This is a genomic window from Bacillus sp. FSL K6-0972 (assembly GCF_037976035.1).
GTDB classification, from domain to species: Bacteria; Bacillota; Bacilli; order Bacillales; family Bacillaceae; genus Bacillus; species Bacillus haynesii.
This window is the reverse complement of the sequence record NZ_CP150260.1, coordinates 4,242,311-4,260,326: the sequence shown is the minus strand read 5'-3', so window position 1 is coordinate 4,260,326 and position 18,016 is coordinate 4,242,311. Positions and strand designations below refer to the sequence as shown.

The window sequence follows — 18,016 nt, the reverse complement described above, 5'->3', positions numbered from 1 at the left end:
TTTTCTATTGAACAAAATTTCATATGATAATTTACATTTGTTCAGAAATCGGTTATGCTGAAACTATCTTATACAAAGGAAGTGCTAGTATATGACGATTGCAAATCTCATTGATCATACAGCATTGAAACCGCATACACAAAAATCCGAGATTAAGAAATTAATAGAAGAAGCGAAAACATACCAATTCGCTTCAGTCTGCGTCAACCCGACATGGGTTGAATTTGCCGCCAAAGAGCTGAAGGGAACGGAAATCGACGTTTGCACGGTCATCGGTTTTCCGTTGGGCGCCAACACGACAGAGACAAAAGCATTTGAAACAAAAGACGCGATCGCAAAAGGTGCGACAGAGGTGGACATGGTCATCAACATCGCCGCTTTAAAAGACGGAGATGACGACTTTGTCGAAGCGGACATCCGCGCGGTCGTTGAAGCCGCAAAAGGTAAAGCGCTTGTTAAAGTCATCATTGAAACGTGTCTGTTGACAGACGAGGAAAAAGAGCGGGCCTGCCGCTTGGCTGTTGCTGCGGGTGCCGATTTTGTCAAAACTTCAACCGGGTTCTCAACCGGCGGAGCGACAGCGGAAGACATCGCCCTCATGCGGAAAACAGTCGGACCTGACATCGGTGTCAAAGCATCCGGAGGTATTCGAACAAAAGAGGACGTTGAAAGCATGATCTCAGCAGGAGCGACCCGGATCGGTGCAAGCGCAGGCGTTTCCATCGTCAGCGGAGCAGAAGGAAAAAATGAAGATAACTACTAAGATCCAGTGCGGCGGGAAGCGGAAGCTTCCTGCGCGCAGATACAAAAATGTAAGCGAATACATCACCAGGAGGATCAAAACATGAAATATCTCATCGGGCTCATTGGTTTATTTGTCGTCTTAGGGCTTGCATGGCTGGTCAGCAGCGGAAAGAAAAGAGTGAAGTACCGTCCGGTTATCGTCATGATCGTGCTGCAATTCGCATTGGGATATATATTGCTGAACACGGGTATCGGAAACTATCTTGTCGGCGGTTTTGCCAAAGGCTTCGGGTATTTGCTTGAATATGCCGCAGAAGGTGTTAATTTTGTCTTTGGCGGACTGGTGAATGTGAATGAATCCACATTCTTCATCAGCGTGCTTCTCCCGATTGTTTTTATTTCTGCTTTAATCGGTATTCTGCAATATTGGAGAATCCTTCCGTTTATTATAAAATATATTGGTCTTGCGCTCAGCAAAATCAACGGGATGGGCAAACTGGAGTCATACAACGCCGTTGCCTCGGCGATACTGGGGCAATCTGAAGTATTCATTTCGTTAAAAAAACAGCTGGGCCTGCTGCCTAAGCACAGACTTTATACGCTGTGCGCTTCGGCGATGTCAACCGTCTCGATGTCTATCGTCGGCGCCTATATGACGATGCTGAAGCCCGAATACGTTGTCACCGCGCTAGTCTTGAACTTATTCGGCGGATTTATTATCGCATCGATTATCAATCCTTATGAAGTCGATCGAGAACATGATATGGTAGAGGTACAGGAAGAGGAAAAACAATCCTTCTTTGAAATGCTGGGCGAATATATTATGGACGGCTTTAAAGTCGCCGTCGTCGTGGCCGCCATGCTGATCGGATTTGTCGCGATCATTGCAATGATTAACGGCATTTTCAGCGCCGCATTAGGGATATCATTCCAGGAACTGCTCGGATTTATTTTTGCGCCGTTTGCCTTCCTGATGGGTATCCCATGGCATGAAGCGGTGAATGCTGGAAGTATCATGGCAACCAAGATGGTCTCAAATGAATTTGTCGCGATGCAGTCTCTCGCACAAGGCAGCTTCCATTTCAGCGGCCGCACCGAAGCGATTGTTTCCGTCTTCCTCGTCTCATTTGCCAATTTCTCATCGATCGGTATTATCGCCGGTGCGGTTAAAGGACTGAATGAGAAACAAGGAAACGTCGTCGCACGCTTCGGCTTGAAATTGCTGTACGGCGCAACGCTCGTCAGTTTCCTGACAGCGACCGTTGTAGGATTGATTTATTGATAAACTTTGAAAAAAGGACTGGTGATCACAATGAGAATGGTTGATATCATCACAAAGAAACAAAATGGAGAAGAATTGACAACAGAAGAAATTCAATTTTTCATTAAAGGCTACACTGACGGAAGCATTCCTGACTATCAGGCGAGCGCTCTGGCGATGGCCATCTATTTTCAGGACATGACAGACAGAGAACGGGCCGATCTCACGATGGCGATGGTCAACTCAGGCGAAACGATCGATCTTTCCGCGATTGAAGGTATCAAAGTCGACAAACACTCAACAGGAGGCGTCGGCGACACGACGACGCTCGTACTTGCACCGCTTGTCGCGGCTCTCGACGTCCCGGTCGCCAAAATGTCGGGACGCGGCCTCGGACACACAGGGGGAACTATTGACAAGCTCGAAGCAATCAAAGGGTTTCACGTGGAACTTTCTAAAGACGAATTCATCGAGCTCGTCAACCGCGACAAGGTCGCCGTCATCGGCCAAAGCGGAAACTTGACGCCTGCTGACAAAAAACTGTACGCCCTCCGCGATGTGACAGGTACGGTCAATTCGATCCCGCTGATTGCCAGTTCAATCATGAGCAAGAAAATCGCTGCTGGGGCGGATGCGATTGTCCTTGACGTCAAAACAGGCGCCGGTGCCTTTATGAAAACAGATGAAGACGCCGTCAACCTTGCAAAAGCGATGGTCCGCATCGGAAACAATGTCGGCCGCCAAACGATGGCCGTCATCTCCGACATGTCCCAGCCGCTGGGGTTTGCCATCGGAAATGCACTTGAAGTGAAAGAGGCGATTGATACATTAAAAGGCGAAGGTCCTGAAGACTTGACTGAGCTTGTCTTAACATTGGGCAGCCAAATGGTCGTTCTCGCCAAAAAAGCGGAGACTCTTGACGAAGCAAGAGAGAAACTGATCGATGTAATGAAAAACGGAAAAGCGCTGCAAAAATTCAAAGACTTCCTGCAGAACCAAGGCGGCGACAGCTCTGTCGCGGATAACCCCGAAAAGCTGCCTCAGGCTGCCTATAAAATCGACGTTCCTGCCAAAGAAGCGGGCGTCGTGTCTGAAATCGTCGCCGATCAAATCGGCGTCGCGGCCATGCTGCTGGGCGCCGGCCGCGCAACAAAAGAAGACGAAATCGACCTCGCCGTCGGCATCATGCTCCGCAAAAAAGTCGGCGACGCAGTCGAAAAAGGCGAACCATTGGTTACCCTATACGCAAACCGCGAAAATGTCGATGACGTCATCGCAAAAGTCTACGACAACATCCAAATCGCGGAAACAGCCGAAGCACCGAAGCTTGTGCATACGGTGATTACGGAATAGAGGAACATGCAAAACAGCACATACCTTTGGGTGTGTGCTGTTTTTTTGATGTCACGGAATTTGAGAAAAGGTCATTTGAACTAAGTCCAGGACGCTATTTTAAATAACATCGTTTGTATCTTGAATTGTCGATTCAAGAAAATCCAAGAAAACCAAGTCCATTATCCTATTTACCTATTTTGGATGATATTGTAATATGAAAAAGGTCTGATTTACAAGAACGTTAGATTCCCCCATAAAGCAACAATATACCTAACCGAACTACAGTGGAATAAGCGAATAGTAACGTGCGGATTTTTATTTTCTGAAAAATGAGGTGAACCCGATCAAAAAGGGAGATCAATGTTAGATTCTAAAGTTACTTTAACAACACAAGAACTCGTTGCTGCATTGCTATTATGCAGATATGAAAAAGCTGCTGAGGACATTATTCATGAACAGCAGCTGATTCGAGATGGAAAAGACATTGAACCATTCTCTATTCATGCCGAAAACCTTTTAAAGCAAAAAGGACATTGGGATGATGACACAGAATCCAACTTGAAAGAAGGATTAGAAAGCTTAATTCATCTCCTTATACAATCAAAACGAAAAGTTCGTTGTACTCATCGAAAAAAGGAGATGATCATTCATCATGTCCAAAAAGATGAAATGGTTGTAGAAGAAATCGAGAACCAAAATCATAGCTTCTCAATTTTAAAAAGCAGAGAGCCGTTTTTAGAAATGTTGAAAACATTTTATCATTCATATAGTAATAAAAAACCAGAGTGTGACATATTTCAAATGGATGAAGATTCGTTTGATGAGTTTCATGAGGTGGAAGCTGAAGTCATCAAGAGAATGGCGGAAGATCCGAAAACACATCCGACTAGTAGCCAATTTTCTTTTGACTTTTTGGCAAACGATCAAGAGCTGGATAATATTTCGTTTTTTGAAAGTGACTCGATTACAAGACAGTCGAGATTAGATCAAGCTGTGTTTTTATTAAGAAACGATAATTTCATTTGGCATTTAGATTATGAAAATATTAAAAAAAACGGTTCACTTTATCTTCAGCCTGTTGCTGTAAATGAATATTTTGAGAAAATAGTGGATACAATGAATGAATTTTTTGATTTAGAGGACAAGGGATTTCTGTTTAAATTCTCTTTTAAAAATAGCCGATTCTTCTGGCTGAGAAGCAATCTTGTTCTTTTGTTGTTAACTGCTTTATTGTTGATGAATAAGCCTTATTGGGAAAAAGACGCCAATGTTATGTTTTTTATGTTTGTTTTCACTGCTGAGCTGTTTATCATTTTACTTTCGTTGGTATATGGTTTTCAAACAAAAAAGACAGTTACGCGCCCTCCTTCAAGGGCTATAAGAAAGACCAATATCCCAATAGGTATATTTGTTTTTTCTATTTTTAGTTTATTTTTTGGATTTGCGATGTCAGGGGATATACCGTATCCGAATTCTGCGCTTATCATATATTTAACGATTAACATGGTGTTTGCTTTTGTTTCTTTGTTTGTACCCACGTTAATCATTAAGCTATATGAAACCAACGTATATGATGAATCAAATGGGCTGATCACCGATTTTTTTCGATATGTAGCCATCCTGGTTTCCTCTTTAAATTACGAAGTCCAAATCGTTTTAGCCCGTCTCCCTTTTGTATTACAGCGTCTAGTGGGCGTCATTTTCATCGCTGTTTTGCTGTGGGAGCTTACTATGATCGGATTAATTTTTGAAAACTCTTGATACAGTAGGATGTTTCTTAGGGCTGCACATATTGCAGCCTCTTTTTCATGTCTTTTTGAAATCAGGAAAGATTAGCGTATAATCACATTCATAACACCGTCATTCACTGGAAATCATATGACCAAAAGGAGTTCATTCATGAGCAAAGCCAGTTTTAGAGACTATGCATTAAGCGGCGATATTACGAAAGCGCTCGATCATTTAGGGTATAAGCAGCCGACTGCGGTGCAGAGCGAAGTGATTCCCGCGGTGCTTAAAAAGCGGGATGTTGTGGTGAAATCGCGGACGGGGAGCGGGAAGACGGCCGCGTTCGGAATTCCGCTTTGCGAGCTGACCGAATGGGAAGAGAACAAACCACAAGCCTTGGTTTTGACACCGACGCGCGAGCTTGCCGCTCAGGTTAAAGAGGATTTGACGAACATCGGCCGCTATAAAAGAATAAAAGCAGCGGCTGTTTACGGGAAGTCATCCTTTGAACGGCAAAAAACAGAGCTCAAGCAAAAATGCCATATCGTTGTCGGGACGCCGGGCCGCGTATTGGATCACATTGAAAAAGGAACCCTTCCATTAGAAAAACTGAAATACCTTGTCATCGATGAGGCCGATGAAATGCTGAATATGGGATTTATCGATCAAGTGGGAGCGATCATCCGCCATTTGCCTGAAAAACGGCTGACGATGCTGTTTTCAGCAACTTTTCCGGAGGATGTGGAGCAGCTATCCCTTCAATATATGAAAGACCCTTTGAAAATCGAGATTAAAGCAGGCGGTACGACAACCGCAGACATCGAGCATCAACTGATCATTGTAAATGAAAATGATTCATTTTCGCTTTTAGTGGATCTGTTCATTGTTGAGAACCCGGACAGCTGCATCGTCTTTTGCCGCACACAGGAGCAAGTGAATGAGTTGCAGCGGCGCCTATCCGTTTTGGGTTATCCGTGCGCGAAAATTCACGGCGGCATGCCTCAGGAGGATCGTTTTGCCGTGATGAACCGCTTTAGACGGGGAGCGTTTCGCTATTTAATCGCGACAGATGTGGCGGCAAGAGGGATCGACATTGAGAACATCACACATGTCATCAACTATGAGCTGCCATTAGATCAAGAAAGCTATGTGCATCGTACCGGAAGAACAGGCCGAGCCGGCAGTCGGGGAAAAGCGATTACTCTTGCCAGTCCGCGTGAAAAGAGGATGATCGCTGACATTGAAGACTATATCGGTTTTCATATTCCTATGATTGAGGCGCCGTCAAAAGAAGAAATTGCACGGGCAAAAGCAGCGTTTCAAAAGAAAATCAATAGGAAGCCGGAGCTTAAACAGGACAAGAGCGAATCGTTAAATAAGGAAATCATGAGGCTCTACTTTAACGGGGGAAAAAAGAAGAAGCTGAGAGCTGTTGATTTCGTCGGAACGATTGCTAAAATTGATGGCGTCTCCGCTGAGGATATTGGGATTATCACGATACAAGAGCAAGGTTCATTCGTTGAAATTTTAAACGGCAAAGGGCCGCTCGTCTTAGATGCGATGAAAAATACGACCGTGAAAGGGAAATTGCTGAAAGTGCATAAAGCGAGGTAATAAACTCAGGCTGCCGACTTTGTCGGGAGCTTTTTTGTTCGTAATAAACCTTGGATAAGCAGCATATGATGGATTGTCAAAAAATGAAAGCGCTTGAAAAGAAAGGAGAACAAATGAATATGAAAAAGTATTTCATCCAAGTCCTTGCATTGCTTTTCATCATGGCTGCATGTTTCGCGCCAAACCAAGCTTCTGCACAAACTCAAAAACCTGTTTTTTCAGAAGTGACGGTACATGATCCATCGATAATTAAAGCGAATGGCACATACTATGTCTTCGGCTCCCATTTAGCTTCGGCCAAATCGACGGACCTGATGAATTGGACGCAAATTTCCTCGAGTGTTCACGACGGCAATCCTCTGATTCCGAACGTCTATGAAGAATTAAAAGAAACCTTTGAATGGGCTGAATCTGATACGTTGTGGGCACCTGATGTCACCCAGCTTGAGGATGGCAAGTTTTATATGTATTACAACGCCTGCCGCGGGGATTCTCCGAGATCTGCCCTCGGGCTTGCTGTCGCAGACGACATTGAAGGCCCGTACAAAAATAAAGGCATTTTCCTAAAGTCGGGAATGGACGGGATCAGCAATGACGGCACGCCTTATGACGCGACAAAGCACCCAAATGTCGTCGATCCGCATACATTCTTTGATCAAAAAGGAAAACTGTGGATGGTGTACGGCTCCTATTCCGGGGGAATTTTTATTTTAGAAATGGATAAGAAAACCGGACTTCCGCTTCCGGGACAGGGGTACGGCAAAAAGCTGATCGGCGGCAATCACAGCCGGATTGAAGGCGCATACATTCTCTACCATCCTGAAACGCAGTATTACTACCTGTACATGTCCTTCGGGGGACTTGCCGCTGACGGCGGGTACAACATTCGCGTCGCCCGCTCCAAAAACCCTGACGGCCCTTATTATGATGCAGAAGGCCACGCGATGATTGACGTCCGCGGCAAAGAAGGAACGTTTTTTGACGATCGTTCAATCGAACCGTACGGTGTTAAACTGATGGGAAATTTCTCATTTAGCAATCAAAACGGCTATGTATCGCCGGGCCATAACTCTGCCTTTTACGATGAAAAAAGCAGCAAATCGTATTTAATCTTCCACACCCGCTTCCCGGGACGGGGCGAGGAGCACGAAGTCCGCGTCCACCAATTGCTGATGAACAAACAAGGCTGGCCGGTTGTCGCCCCTCACCGCTATGCCGGAGAGAAGCTCGAAAGGGTGAAAAAGTCAGATGTGATTGGCGACTACGAATTGGTGAGGCACGGTAAAGACATCTCCGCAGATATCAAAAAATCGAAAGAAATCCGCTTAAATCAAAATGGCAAAATAACAGGAGCAGTGTCCGGGAAGTGGAAGAACACGGGAGACAACAAAATAGAACTCAAGATCGACGGAAAAACCTACGATGGCGTGTTTTTGCGTCAGTGGGATGCGGCTTCTGAGCGTAAGGTGATGACGTTTAGTGCGTTGTCTCGTGAGGGAGATGCGGTTTGGGGAAGCATGTATAGATAAATAATGATGGGGGGAGATATTTTTAGCTTCCCTCTTTTTAGTTTATACATTGGAAATTATATTGGATGAAATCTCTAATTAGAGTATAATTTTGTTTAAAAGAATGGCTCTGTTAAAGTCTGTTGTTGAAAATTATTCTTTAATTTTCCGTATATCAAAATAAAATGTTATCTAATGCAGGGAGGGATATTTAGTTGGCTGAAAAGCAAAAAAGTGTTCCATTTTTGAAAAAATATTGGGTTTCTCAAATTGGTGTATTTTTATTGTCACAGATAATTTTTATTACATTTGAAACAACAGGATGGTTACCTAATTATAGAGAGATTGATGGAACACTATTTGGGAGAATTACGGAATCGTCAATTTTTATAGAATGGTTTACTTTTTATGAAACACCACAATTAAATTTACTTACTGTCTTTTTTGGCGTCTTCTTTCTTGTGCCTGGAATAATAAGTGCATTAAAAAACGTATTTTCGCCTAGACACCGTAGTAATAACTCTAAATAACGTGATTAAAAATAAATATAGTTTATTAAAATGAATAAAGTTTGAGAAGAGTTTTACTTAGACTATTGGGTGGGATACTTCAATAAAGAGGGTATCGCATTTTTTATTGGGTCTAAAGGATCAGGTTAATGCAAAAAGGATTACAAATTTTGGTGACCAATTTAATGCTAATACTCCTTCAAATGGGGAGGAGAGAATAATGGAGTTCATACCAATTAATATAAGTAAACATAAGGATTATGTTATACCTTTTCGTAAAGATTCTTTCATTGTTAGTTTTGGTACAGATAAAGATTCTGGAGATGAAAATAAATATCTGGATTGGTTAAAACAACAGATAGAAAAAAAACCAAAGGTTTTGCGTTAGTTGAACAAACCTATTATAAAAATAGAACTTCCATATATTTGGGGTTTCCGTTGTTTATAAGTAAATCAACATTATACTTTAACAGAGCCAAAAGAATATTGAAATTACTTTGAGGAGACAATATGACTAAAAGGCAATTATTAATCATTAGTTTGGATTCTTTCTCAAATTATTTAATTGAACTAAATACAAAATTTGAAAATTCCGATAAACATTTTATAAGAAAGAATGCAGTTTTATTAACAAATTTTTTGGGCATTTTATTTTTAAGCTATCTGATAGCAGGAATATTTTATATATTTCTTATGATCACGCCAATAATCATTGAGATCTTAAAATTCACCATCAATAATTTTTTCTACATAAAATATGTTTTTTTGAACCCTATAGATTCAAATATAGTTTTTGAAAAGATGATTTTTGACCAGCAGATATTAATTTCAAAAATGCTATCAATATCACTATTCATTGACTTTAAAACACTGTTGACCGTAATTTTAATTGTTTTGTTAATAGCTGTAGGAATAGTCCTACTAAAAAAACCGGTTAAAGGAGACATGCCGAGGATAATCGGTTATGTAAGCTCTATACTAAGAATATCCTGTGTAAATGTACAATTTAATCTTAAACAACTTATTTTTGCTGGCCTATTTTGCTTTATTGGATCATATTTATCTTATTTTGTTCTTGAGAAATACCTCTCTTTTTTGTTGATTTTTCTTATCTGGATATCAATATATGTATTGATTTGGATGAATTTAGCTGAATTGAAAGAAGATAAATTAGCAAGAAAGTTAATTTTATATTGTCTTTTTGCTCCGATATCAATATCCACTATTGCTGTTAGTTTGAATGACTCCTATGAAAAAATACTATTATGTATTGTGACAATTTATTTCTCTTTAGAAAGAATAATAACTACTATCCAAGAACTAGTTGAAAAAATTAACGAAGGTGCAGATATAATTTTTGCATGGAACTTTTTTTCACCTGAAGATTGTGAAAGAATTAAGATTAGACAGCATATTGACGGCAATGTAAGTACTTTGATTAAGCATGATTTTGCTTTTCAAAGTTTGATCTTGTATAGAAGTCTAAGACCGGATATTGAAAAGGCTGAAATGTTAGCGAGACAAGCTATAGAAAAACAAGATGAAGTACAATTTTCTAAAATGTTGTTAGTGAACATTCTCATTGAAAAAGATGAACATAATAATTTAAGAGAAATAGTCAGCTTGATTAGGGATATTAAAAATGATCAAAATAACTCTGATTTTGTATGGTTAGATATAGATGAAGTTTTTATCCACTATGAATTAAAACTAGATCAACCTAGATATGAAGAAATAATCGAAATATTAGAAAATAAGAAAAAATATAAGGATGAGGAATACTATATATTAGGGATATGTTATTTAAACCAGGAAAATAAATTGAAGGCTAAAGAAAATTTTGAAAGAATTCAATTTAAAAAGAATTACACTCATTTAAATGCACTGCTGAAGAAATGTGATTGAGATATTGTGTATTGTAAAGTGCAAAGGTGTGAGGTTGATATAAATAAGGCTGTCGGATAAATTTTATTGTGGGCAGCAAAGATAAAAGAACAACGAATCATTTTACAATTCAAGGTGAATGCGAAAGGAATTGTCCATTTTAATGGGAGTACACGAAAGTATAATTGAAATTGAGAATGAAGATTTTCAGTACTATTTAGAAGCACTAGAGGAATTAGAATATATTTAAGCTGCAAGCCGAGATCTCATCTCGGCTTTTTTCTTTAACCCCTTTCATTTTGACGAATCTTTTCCAATTCGATAACATAAAAATAGTTCACGAAGTGTAATATTAAACAAAAAGGATGGAGCGCAATGTGTACAAGTATCACGTTGACGACTGCGGGTCGGGAGCATTTATTGGCGAGGACGATGGATTTTGATTTTGAGCTTAATGGGGAAGTGCTGTTGCATCCGCGGCGTTACAAATGGAAAAGTGAAGCGGACGGCTGCGAGCATGCCGGTCGGTATGCGTTTATCGGGATGGGCAGAAGGCTTAAGAATGCTCTGTTTGCCGACGGTGTGAATGAAAAAGGATTGTCTTGCGCGGCGCTTTATTTCCCGGGCTATGCTGTGTATGAAAGCGAGACGAAAGAGCAATGCCGCAATCTTGCGCCGCACGAATTTGTGACATGGGTGCTGTCGGAATGCGGCGATTTGGAGGATGTGAAAAAAGCGGCTGTTTCCTTAAACATTGTGAAGAGAGAGGTCAGTTTGCTGAGCACGGTGACGCCGCTTCATTGGCTATTAACGGACCGCTCCGGTGCGAGCGTCGTTGTTGAACCGGCGGCCGGCGGTATTCAAATTCATGAAAATCCGGTCGGTGTGCTGACGAACAGCCCGGATTTTCCTTGGCATTTGACCAATTTGCGCAATTATATCGGTCTTCAGCCGGGACAGTTTGCCGCGAAAAAAATGGGAGACATGACGCTGTCGGCTTTCGGTCAAGGTTCCGGGCTGTCCGGATTGCCGGGAGACTTTACACCGCCATCCCGTTTTGTCAGGGCTGCAGTTTTGAAAGAGCACATGAAGCCTGTGTCCGATGAAACAGAAGGCGTCTCTGCCGCGTTTCATATTCTCTCCAATATGAATATTCCCAAAGGGATTGTCATGACTGACAATGGCGAAGACGATTACACCCAATATACGGCGGTGATGTGCAGCGAGACGTGCAGCTACTATTTTCACCATTATCAAAACAGGCAGATTCAAAAGGTTTGTTTATTACAGGAAGACCTGGACAGCAACGAATTAAAGGTGTTTCAGTCAAAGCAGGAAGAGACGGTTCATTCTCTTCAATCATAAACGAAAGAAGGAACAACATTGCAAAACAAAGCAGCAAACAGACTTATTTTATTAGGCATCAGTTTACATAGCATATATTGGTTGTTTATATTATTTTTGTTTTTTCATTTCAAACATCAGTTTGACGCTTATGCCGTTTGGAATCCAAATGTCACGGACGGATATATGGAGGCTGGGACTTTCGTAGCTGCGCTGAAATTGATGATCTACTCAGGCACGTTGTTTAATTTGGGCCTCTTGTTCATTTTGAGCTTGCTGATAGTGATATTAGCACAGTCGATCATTTTTATTGCCCTGGAAATCGCTGCTTACGTGAAAATCAAAAAAGATCCGTTTTCTCCATGGGGATCTTTTATTTTAGCAATGGGCATTAAAAACATTTTCACGAACTTATCAGGGATTCCGTTTATGGCTGCCGGATTCATTCTTCATAAGCAGCAGGAACCGAAAGAGGCAGTTGTACAGCCGGCCGCGCGAAGGAAAGCAAGGCGAAATCCTGCATTGCTTATGAAAAAGGCGGCGAAAGCTAGAAAACGAAGAAATGAAGGTACAAAGTCTTAGTTTTTAGTTTTCATGTATTCTATTTTTTATGAGACATTTGTAATGAAAGCGTTGACATTAACAAAAACGGGTGCTAAAGTATAGTTACAAACTAATATCAGCAAGTTTCTTATGGATTGTTACTGCTTTTGCAGGCAAAACCTAAGTTGCGTACAGCTTTCTGGGAGATTGTCCCGTTAAGCCGGCGTAATTTAGGTTTTTTTTATACCCAAAATAAGGAGGTGATGTGAGATTCCGAGAATTCTTTGCGGCAGAAAGGCAATAAAAAAGCCGGGTGAAGGCGGCCACCTTCAGTCCGGCAGATTCCCCCAAAAGAGGAGGTACTCATATGGATTATAATAAAGTATCGAAGGACATTTTACAACTCGTGGGCGGTGAAGAGAACGTACAGAGCGTGATTCACTGCATGACAAGACTGCGTTTCAATCTTTATGACAACGCGAAGGCAGACCGCGCGAAACTGGAAAGTCTGCCGGCTGTAATGGGCACCAACATCAGCGGCCAGCAGTTTCAAATCATCATTGGAAATGATGTGCCTAAGGTGTATAAAGCGATCATTGCCAACAGCGGGCTCAGCGATGAAAAAGCGGGCGAGCAGCAAGCTGGCAAAAAGAAAAACGTGCTGTCCGCCATTTTTGATGTGATATCAGGTGTATTTACGCCGATTCTCCCGGCGATCGCCGGAGCGGGTATGATCAAGGGGATCATTGCGATCGCCGTCACGTTCGGCTGGATGAGCGAAAATAGCCAGGTCCACACCATTTTATCGGCCATCGGCGACGGAGCATTTTACTTCCTGCCGATTTTGCTGGCGGTCAGCGCCGCGAGAAAATTCGGCAGCAATCCTTATGTAGCGGCGGCGATTGGAGCGGCGATTCTGCATCCCGATCTGACAGCGCTCCTCGGTTCAGGAAAAAGCATTTCCTTTGTCGGATTGCCTGTAACCGCTGCCACTTATTCGTCAACCGTCATTCCGATCCTGCTCGCGATTTGGATTGCATCTTATGTTGAGAAATGGATTGACAGAGTCACCCCGACTTCGTTAAAGATGATTTTTGTACCGACGCTGACGCTGCTGATTGTCGTGCCTGTCACATTAATTACAGTCGGTCCGCTCGGTGCGATTGCAGGGAACTATCTGTCAATCGGTGTAAACGGTTTATTTGAAAACGCCGGTTTAATCACGATGATCCTTTTAGCCGGAACGTTCTCGCTGATCGTCATGACAGGAATGCACTATGCTTTCATTCCGGTTATGTTCAACAACATTACGCAAAACGGCTACGATTATTTGATACCTGCGATGTTCTTGGCGAATATGGGGCAGGCTGGCGCGTCATTTGCCGTCTTCCTGCGATCCAGAAATAAGAAATTCAAATCATTGTCGCTGACGACAAGCATCACGGCTTTGATGGGGATTACAGAGCCGGCGATGTACGGTGTCAACATGAGGCTGAAAAAGCCGTTTGTCTCCGCGCTTCTCGGCGCCGCTGTCGGAGGAGCATTTTACGGCATCACCGGCGTAGCAGCATATATTATTGGCGGAAACGTCGGTTTGCCTGGAATTACGACGTTTATCGGCCCGACTTTTATACAGGCAACGATCGGGATCGTCATCGCGTTCTTTGCCGCAACAGCGTTTGCTTTTGTATTGGGATTTGAAGACATTCCGTCAGATGAAGCCGATGAACCGGCGGCTGCTCCTTCTACGGCTGGCGGTAGTGAGATCATTCAAAGCCCGCTGAAAGGCGAAGTCAAAGCATTGAGTGAAGTGGATGATGCGACATTTTCAGGAGAAGTCATGGGAAAAGGCGTCGCCATTGAGCCTGAAGAAGGCAAAGTGGTGTCGCCGGTATCAGGCACGATCACAACCGTTTTTCAAACGAAGCACGCCCTCGGCATCACAAGCGACAATGGAGCGGAAATTATTATCCATATCGGAATTGACACGGTGAAATTAAACGGGGAGCACTTTACTGTGCATGTCAATAAAGGCGACGCAGTAAAGCCAGGAGACCAGCTTGTCTCATTTGATATGGATGCGATTAAGGATGCAGGCTATCAGTTGATCACGCCGGTTATCATTACAAATACGGACCGGTACCAGTCGATCAAGCCTTTGAAAACGGATGAAAGCGTTGACATTGAGGAAGCGCTGATCGCGCTGGCGTAGAAAGAGGAAAGCCTGACAAATTTGGATGAGGTGAAAGGATATGACTGAACAAACGAAAAAGTTTCCTGAAAGTTTTTTATGGGGTGGAGCGGTTGCTGCAAATCAAGTGGAAGGCGCCTATAATGTCGGCGGCAAGGGACTCTCGACAGCCGATGTGTCGCCGAACGGTGTCATGTATCCATTCGATGAGTCGATGGAGTCATTGAACCTTTATCATGAAGGCATCGATTTTTACCATCGCTACAAAGAAGATATCGCTCTTTTCGCCGAAATGGGATTTAAAGCGTTCCGGACATCGATCGCCTGGACACGGATTTTTCCAAACGGCGATGAAACTGAACCGAATGAAGAGGGACTCGAATTTTACGATCGCCTCTTTGATGAGCTATTAAAATATGATATTGAGCCGGTAGTGACGATATCCCACTACGAAATGCCGCTCGGTCTGATTAAAAAATACGGCGGCTGGAAAAATCGGAAAGTGATCGAGTGCTATGAACATTATGCGAAAACGGTTTTCACCCGCTATAAAGACAAAGTGAAATACTGGATGACATTCAATGAAATCAACATGGTTCTGCATGCGCCGTTTACAGGTGGAGGCCTTGTATTTGAAGAAGGCGAAAACAAGTTAAATGCGATGTACCAAGCGGCGCACCATCTATTTGTCGCAAGCGCTCTTGCCGTTAAAGCGGGGCACGACATCATTCCGGACGCTAAAATCGGCTGCATGATTGCCGCAACGACGACATACCCGATGACCCCAAAACCGGAAGATGTGCTCGCCGCGATGGAGAATGAGAGAAGAACGCTGTTTTTCTCGGACGTACAGGCACGCGGGGCTTATCCGGGTTATATGAAGCGCTTCTTTAAGGAAAACGGAATTACGATTGAAATGGCTGCAGGTGATGAAGACATCTTGAAGGAAAACACCGTCGACTATATCGGTTTCAGCTATTACATGTCAATGGTCGCGAGCACGAATCCGGAAGACTTGGCAAAAACGGGAGGCAACTTGCTCGGAGGGGTTAAAAACCCGTACCTTGAATCGTCCGAATGGGGCTGGCAGATCGATCCTAAAGGGATCCGCATTACGCTCAATACATTGTACGACCGCTATCAAAAGCCGCTTTTCATTGTTGAAAACGGGCTCGGCGCCGTCGATGTCGTCGAAGAAGACGGTTCGATTCAAGATGACTACAGAATCAACTATTTGCGCGATCATTTAAAAGAAGTAAGAGAAGCAATCGCGGACGGCGTCGACTTAATCGGCTACACATCATGGGGCCCGATCGACCTTGTCAGCGCATCCACCGCCGAAATGAAAAAACGCTACGGCTATATTTATGTCGATCGTGACAATGAAGGAAACGGCACGTTTGCAAGAACGAGAAAGAAAAGCTTTTACTGGTATAAAAATGTGATCGAAACGAATGGCGAGAGTTTGTGATATTTAAAAGAGCTGTCCTTTACAGGACAGCTCTTTTTTTCTCTGTAGCGCATGAAAACGATTTGCTATACACTTGACTTAGAAAAAAGATAAAAAGCGCGGTGAGGCAAATGTTTAAACTGCTGTTGATCGAAGACGATGAATCGCTGTTTCAGGAAATAAAAGAACGGTTAACCGGGTGGTCATACGAGGTGTACGGCATCAACGATTTCAGCGAAGTGATGCAGGAGTTTGCGGCGATTAAGCCCGATTGCGTCATCATCGATATTCAGCTGCCGAAATATGACGGGTTTCATTGGTGCCGGCAGATCCGTTCCCGTTCTAACGTTCCGATTCTCTTTTTATCTTCGCGCGACCATCCTGCTGATATGGTCATGTCCATGCAGTTCGGAGCGGATGATTATATTCAGAAGCCGTTTCATTTTGACGTGCTGATTGCCAAAATCCAGGCGATTTTCCGCCGTGTTTACGACTATAATGCGGAGCCTGAAATTCTCAAGAAAACGTGGTGTGGTGCAACCGTTGATCCCGAACAAAACCGCGTCAGCAATAAAGCGGGTTCGATTGAACTGACAAGGAATGAAATGTTCATTTTAAAACAATTGATCGACCAAAAAAACAAAATTGTCAGCAGGGAAGAATTGATGAGAAGTTTATGGAACGATGAGCGCTTTGTCAGCGATAATACGCTGACGGTCAACGTAAACCGTTTGAGAAAAAAACTCGATGCCTTGAACTTGGGGCAATATATCGAGACGAAGGTCGGCCAAGGCTATATGGCGAAAGATGAAGGATGATGAGAATGCTGAAAGCATTTTTGACCGAGAGGCGAAGCTGGATCGCCATATTTGTCTTGCAGCAGATCCTTTTTCTGTTTATCGCTTATGTCGATGCATCCATTCCTTTTACGTCGATTTTGTATATGACCTATTTGTCCTCGTTTATTTTTATCGTTTTTGTACTTGTCCGCTTTCGGAAGGAAACGAAGTTTTATAAAAGTCTTGAAGAATGGGATCACAATCTCGATGTGACAAACATTCGAGAGGCGGAAACGCCTTTCGAAAAGATGATTGAAAAAAGCATCACCGAGCAAACGAAACAGTTAAAGAAAGAGGCGGCACAGCATCGCATGGCATTGGAGAATGAAAAAGATGAACTCATGGCCTGGATACACGAAGTCAAAACGCCGCTTACCGCCATGCATTTGATCATGGAGACGATCGACGATCATTCATTAAAATCGAGGCTGGCGTATGAATGGCTGCGCATCCACCTGCTGCTCGACCGCCAGCTTCATCAAAAGCGGATGTCATTTATCGAAAATGACTTGTCCCTCGAAGTCCTAAAGCTCAAACCTTTGATCTTTAAAGAACTAAAAGATTTGCAATCATGGTGCATTCCAAAAGGGATCGGGTTTGATATACAGCTGGAGGCCGGGGAAGTGCTCAGCGATGCGAAATGGCTGTCTTTTATTATGAGGCAGCTGCTGACAAACGCAGTGAAATACAGCGAAGCATCCGATATTATAATTAAAAGCTATGAACAGGATGGCCAGGTGCATCTCGCAGTTCAAGACTTTGGACGGGGCATCGATCCAAAAGATATACCGCGCGTGTTTGACAAAGGCTTTACATCAACAATGGAGCATCATGATCATGCCGCCACGGGAATGGGGCTGTACTTGGCGAAAAAGGCGGCAAAGCCGCTCCTGATTCATATCGAGGTTGATTCTAAACTGGGAGCGGGTACAACCTTTACGCTGATTTTTCCGAAGCGGAATGAATTTTCCCGTGTGCTTGGCGTGTGACAAAAATGTCACACGCTTTTCTTTTTTGTTCGCTTAATCGAAGGAAAACGGCTGCCCTCCTTTCTATAATGAAAATA

The 18,016-nt window shown here is 43.0% G+C and carries 15 protein-coding genes; all 15 read left to right on the top strand.

Annotation, left to right across the window (positions count from 1 at the left end):
- The first annotated feature begins 91 nt into the window (after nt 1-91).
- Complete coding sequence (gene deoC / locus MKX80_RS21610; RefSeq protein WP_154999719.1) at nt 92-763, top strand: deoxyribose-phosphate aldolase; 672 nt, start codon at nt 92-94, stop codon at nt 761-763.
- A gap of 81 nt (nt 764-844) precedes the next feature.
- Nucleotides 845-2,026 carry a NupC/NupG family nucleoside CNT transporter gene (locus MKX80_RS21605; protein WP_154999721.1) on the top strand — a complete coding sequence of 394 codons (1,182 nt, stop codon included), beginning with the start codon at nt 845-847 and terminating at the stop codon, nt 2,024-2,026.
- Between the two features lie 30 nt (nt 2,027-2,056).
- Nucleotides 2,057-3,358 (top strand): pyrimidine-nucleoside phosphorylase, encoded by a 1,302-nt coding sequence (locus tag MKX80_RS21600; protein ID WP_234112454.1) that lies wholly within the window; start codon nt 2,057-2,059, stop codon nt 3,356-3,358.
- A 342-nt stretch (nt 3,359-3,700) separates the two neighbouring features.
- Nucleotides 3,701-5,101, top strand: coding sequence for a hypothetical protein (locus tag MKX80_RS21595; RefSeq protein WP_234112453.1), 1,401 nt, complete (start codon nt 3,701-3,703; stop codon nt 5,099-5,101).
- A gap of 138 nt (nt 5,102-5,239) precedes the next feature.
- Nucleotides 5,240-6,682 carry a DEAD/DEAH box helicase gene (locus MKX80_RS21590; protein ID WP_154999731.1) on the top strand — a complete coding sequence of 481 codons (1,443 nt, stop codon included), beginning with the start codon at nt 5,240-5,242 and terminating at the stop codon, nt 6,680-6,682.
- 161 nt (nt 6,683-6,843) lie between these two features.
- Nucleotides 6,844-8,211: a glycoside hydrolase family 43 protein gene (locus MKX80_RS21585; RefSeq protein ID WP_234113287.1), complete on the top strand. Its 1,368-nt coding sequence runs from the start codon at nt 6,844-6,846 to the stop codon at nt 8,209-8,211.
- A 194-nt stretch (nt 8,212-8,405) separates the two neighbouring features.
- Complete coding sequence (locus tag MKX80_RS21580) at nt 8,406-8,720, top strand: YfzA family protein (protein WP_154999733.1); 315 nt, start codon at nt 8,406-8,408, stop codon at nt 8,718-8,720.
- A gap of 199 nt (nt 8,721-8,919) precedes the next feature.
- Nucleotides 8,920-9,087: a hypothetical protein gene (locus MKX80_RS21575; RefSeq protein ID WP_182069723.1), complete on the top strand. Its 168-nt coding sequence runs from the start codon at nt 8,920-8,922 to the stop codon at nt 9,085-9,087.
- 122 nt (nt 9,088-9,209) lie between these two features.
- On the top strand, nt 9,210-10,604 hold the full coding sequence (locus MKX80_RS21570; RefSeq protein ID WP_154999735.1) for a hypothetical protein: 1,395 nt from the start codon (nt 9,210-9,212) through the stop codon (nt 10,602-10,604).
- 354 nt (nt 10,605-10,958) lie between these two features.
- Nucleotides 10,959-11,948, top strand: coding sequence for a choloylglycine hydrolase family protein (locus tag MKX80_RS21565; protein ID WP_154999737.1), 990 nt, complete (start codon nt 10,959-10,961; stop codon nt 11,946-11,948).
- Nucleotides 11,949-11,966: 18 nt separating this feature from the next.
- Nucleotides 11,967-12,509, top strand: a complete 543-nt coding sequence (locus tag MKX80_RS21560) for a hypothetical protein (RefSeq protein WP_154999739.1) — start codon at nt 11,967-11,969, stop codon at nt 12,507-12,509.
- 328 nt (nt 12,510-12,837) lie between these two features.
- Nucleotides 12,838-14,682, top strand: a complete 1,845-nt coding sequence (locus tag MKX80_RS21555) for a beta-glucoside-specific PTS transporter subunit IIABC (RefSeq protein ID WP_182069725.1) — start codon at nt 12,838-12,840, stop codon at nt 14,680-14,682.
- 40 nt (nt 14,683-14,722) lie between these two features.
- Nucleotides 14,723-16,132 carry a glycoside hydrolase family 1 protein gene (locus MKX80_RS21550; RefSeq protein WP_182069727.1) on the top strand — a complete coding sequence of 470 codons (1,410 nt, stop codon included), beginning with the start codon at nt 14,723-14,725 and terminating at the stop codon, nt 16,130-16,132.
- Between the two features lie 110 nt (nt 16,133-16,242).
- Nucleotides 16,243-16,929, top strand: a complete 687-nt coding sequence (locus MKX80_RS21545; protein ID WP_154999742.1) for a response regulator transcription factor — start codon at nt 16,243-16,245, stop codon at nt 16,927-16,929.
- Nucleotides 16,930-16,934: 5 nt separating this feature from the next.
- Nucleotides 16,935-17,939: a sensor histidine kinase gene (locus tag MKX80_RS21540; RefSeq protein WP_268293806.1), complete on the top strand. Its 1,005-nt coding sequence runs from the start codon at nt 16,935-16,937 to the stop codon at nt 17,937-17,939.
- Nucleotides 17,940-18,016 lie beyond the last annotated feature (77 nt).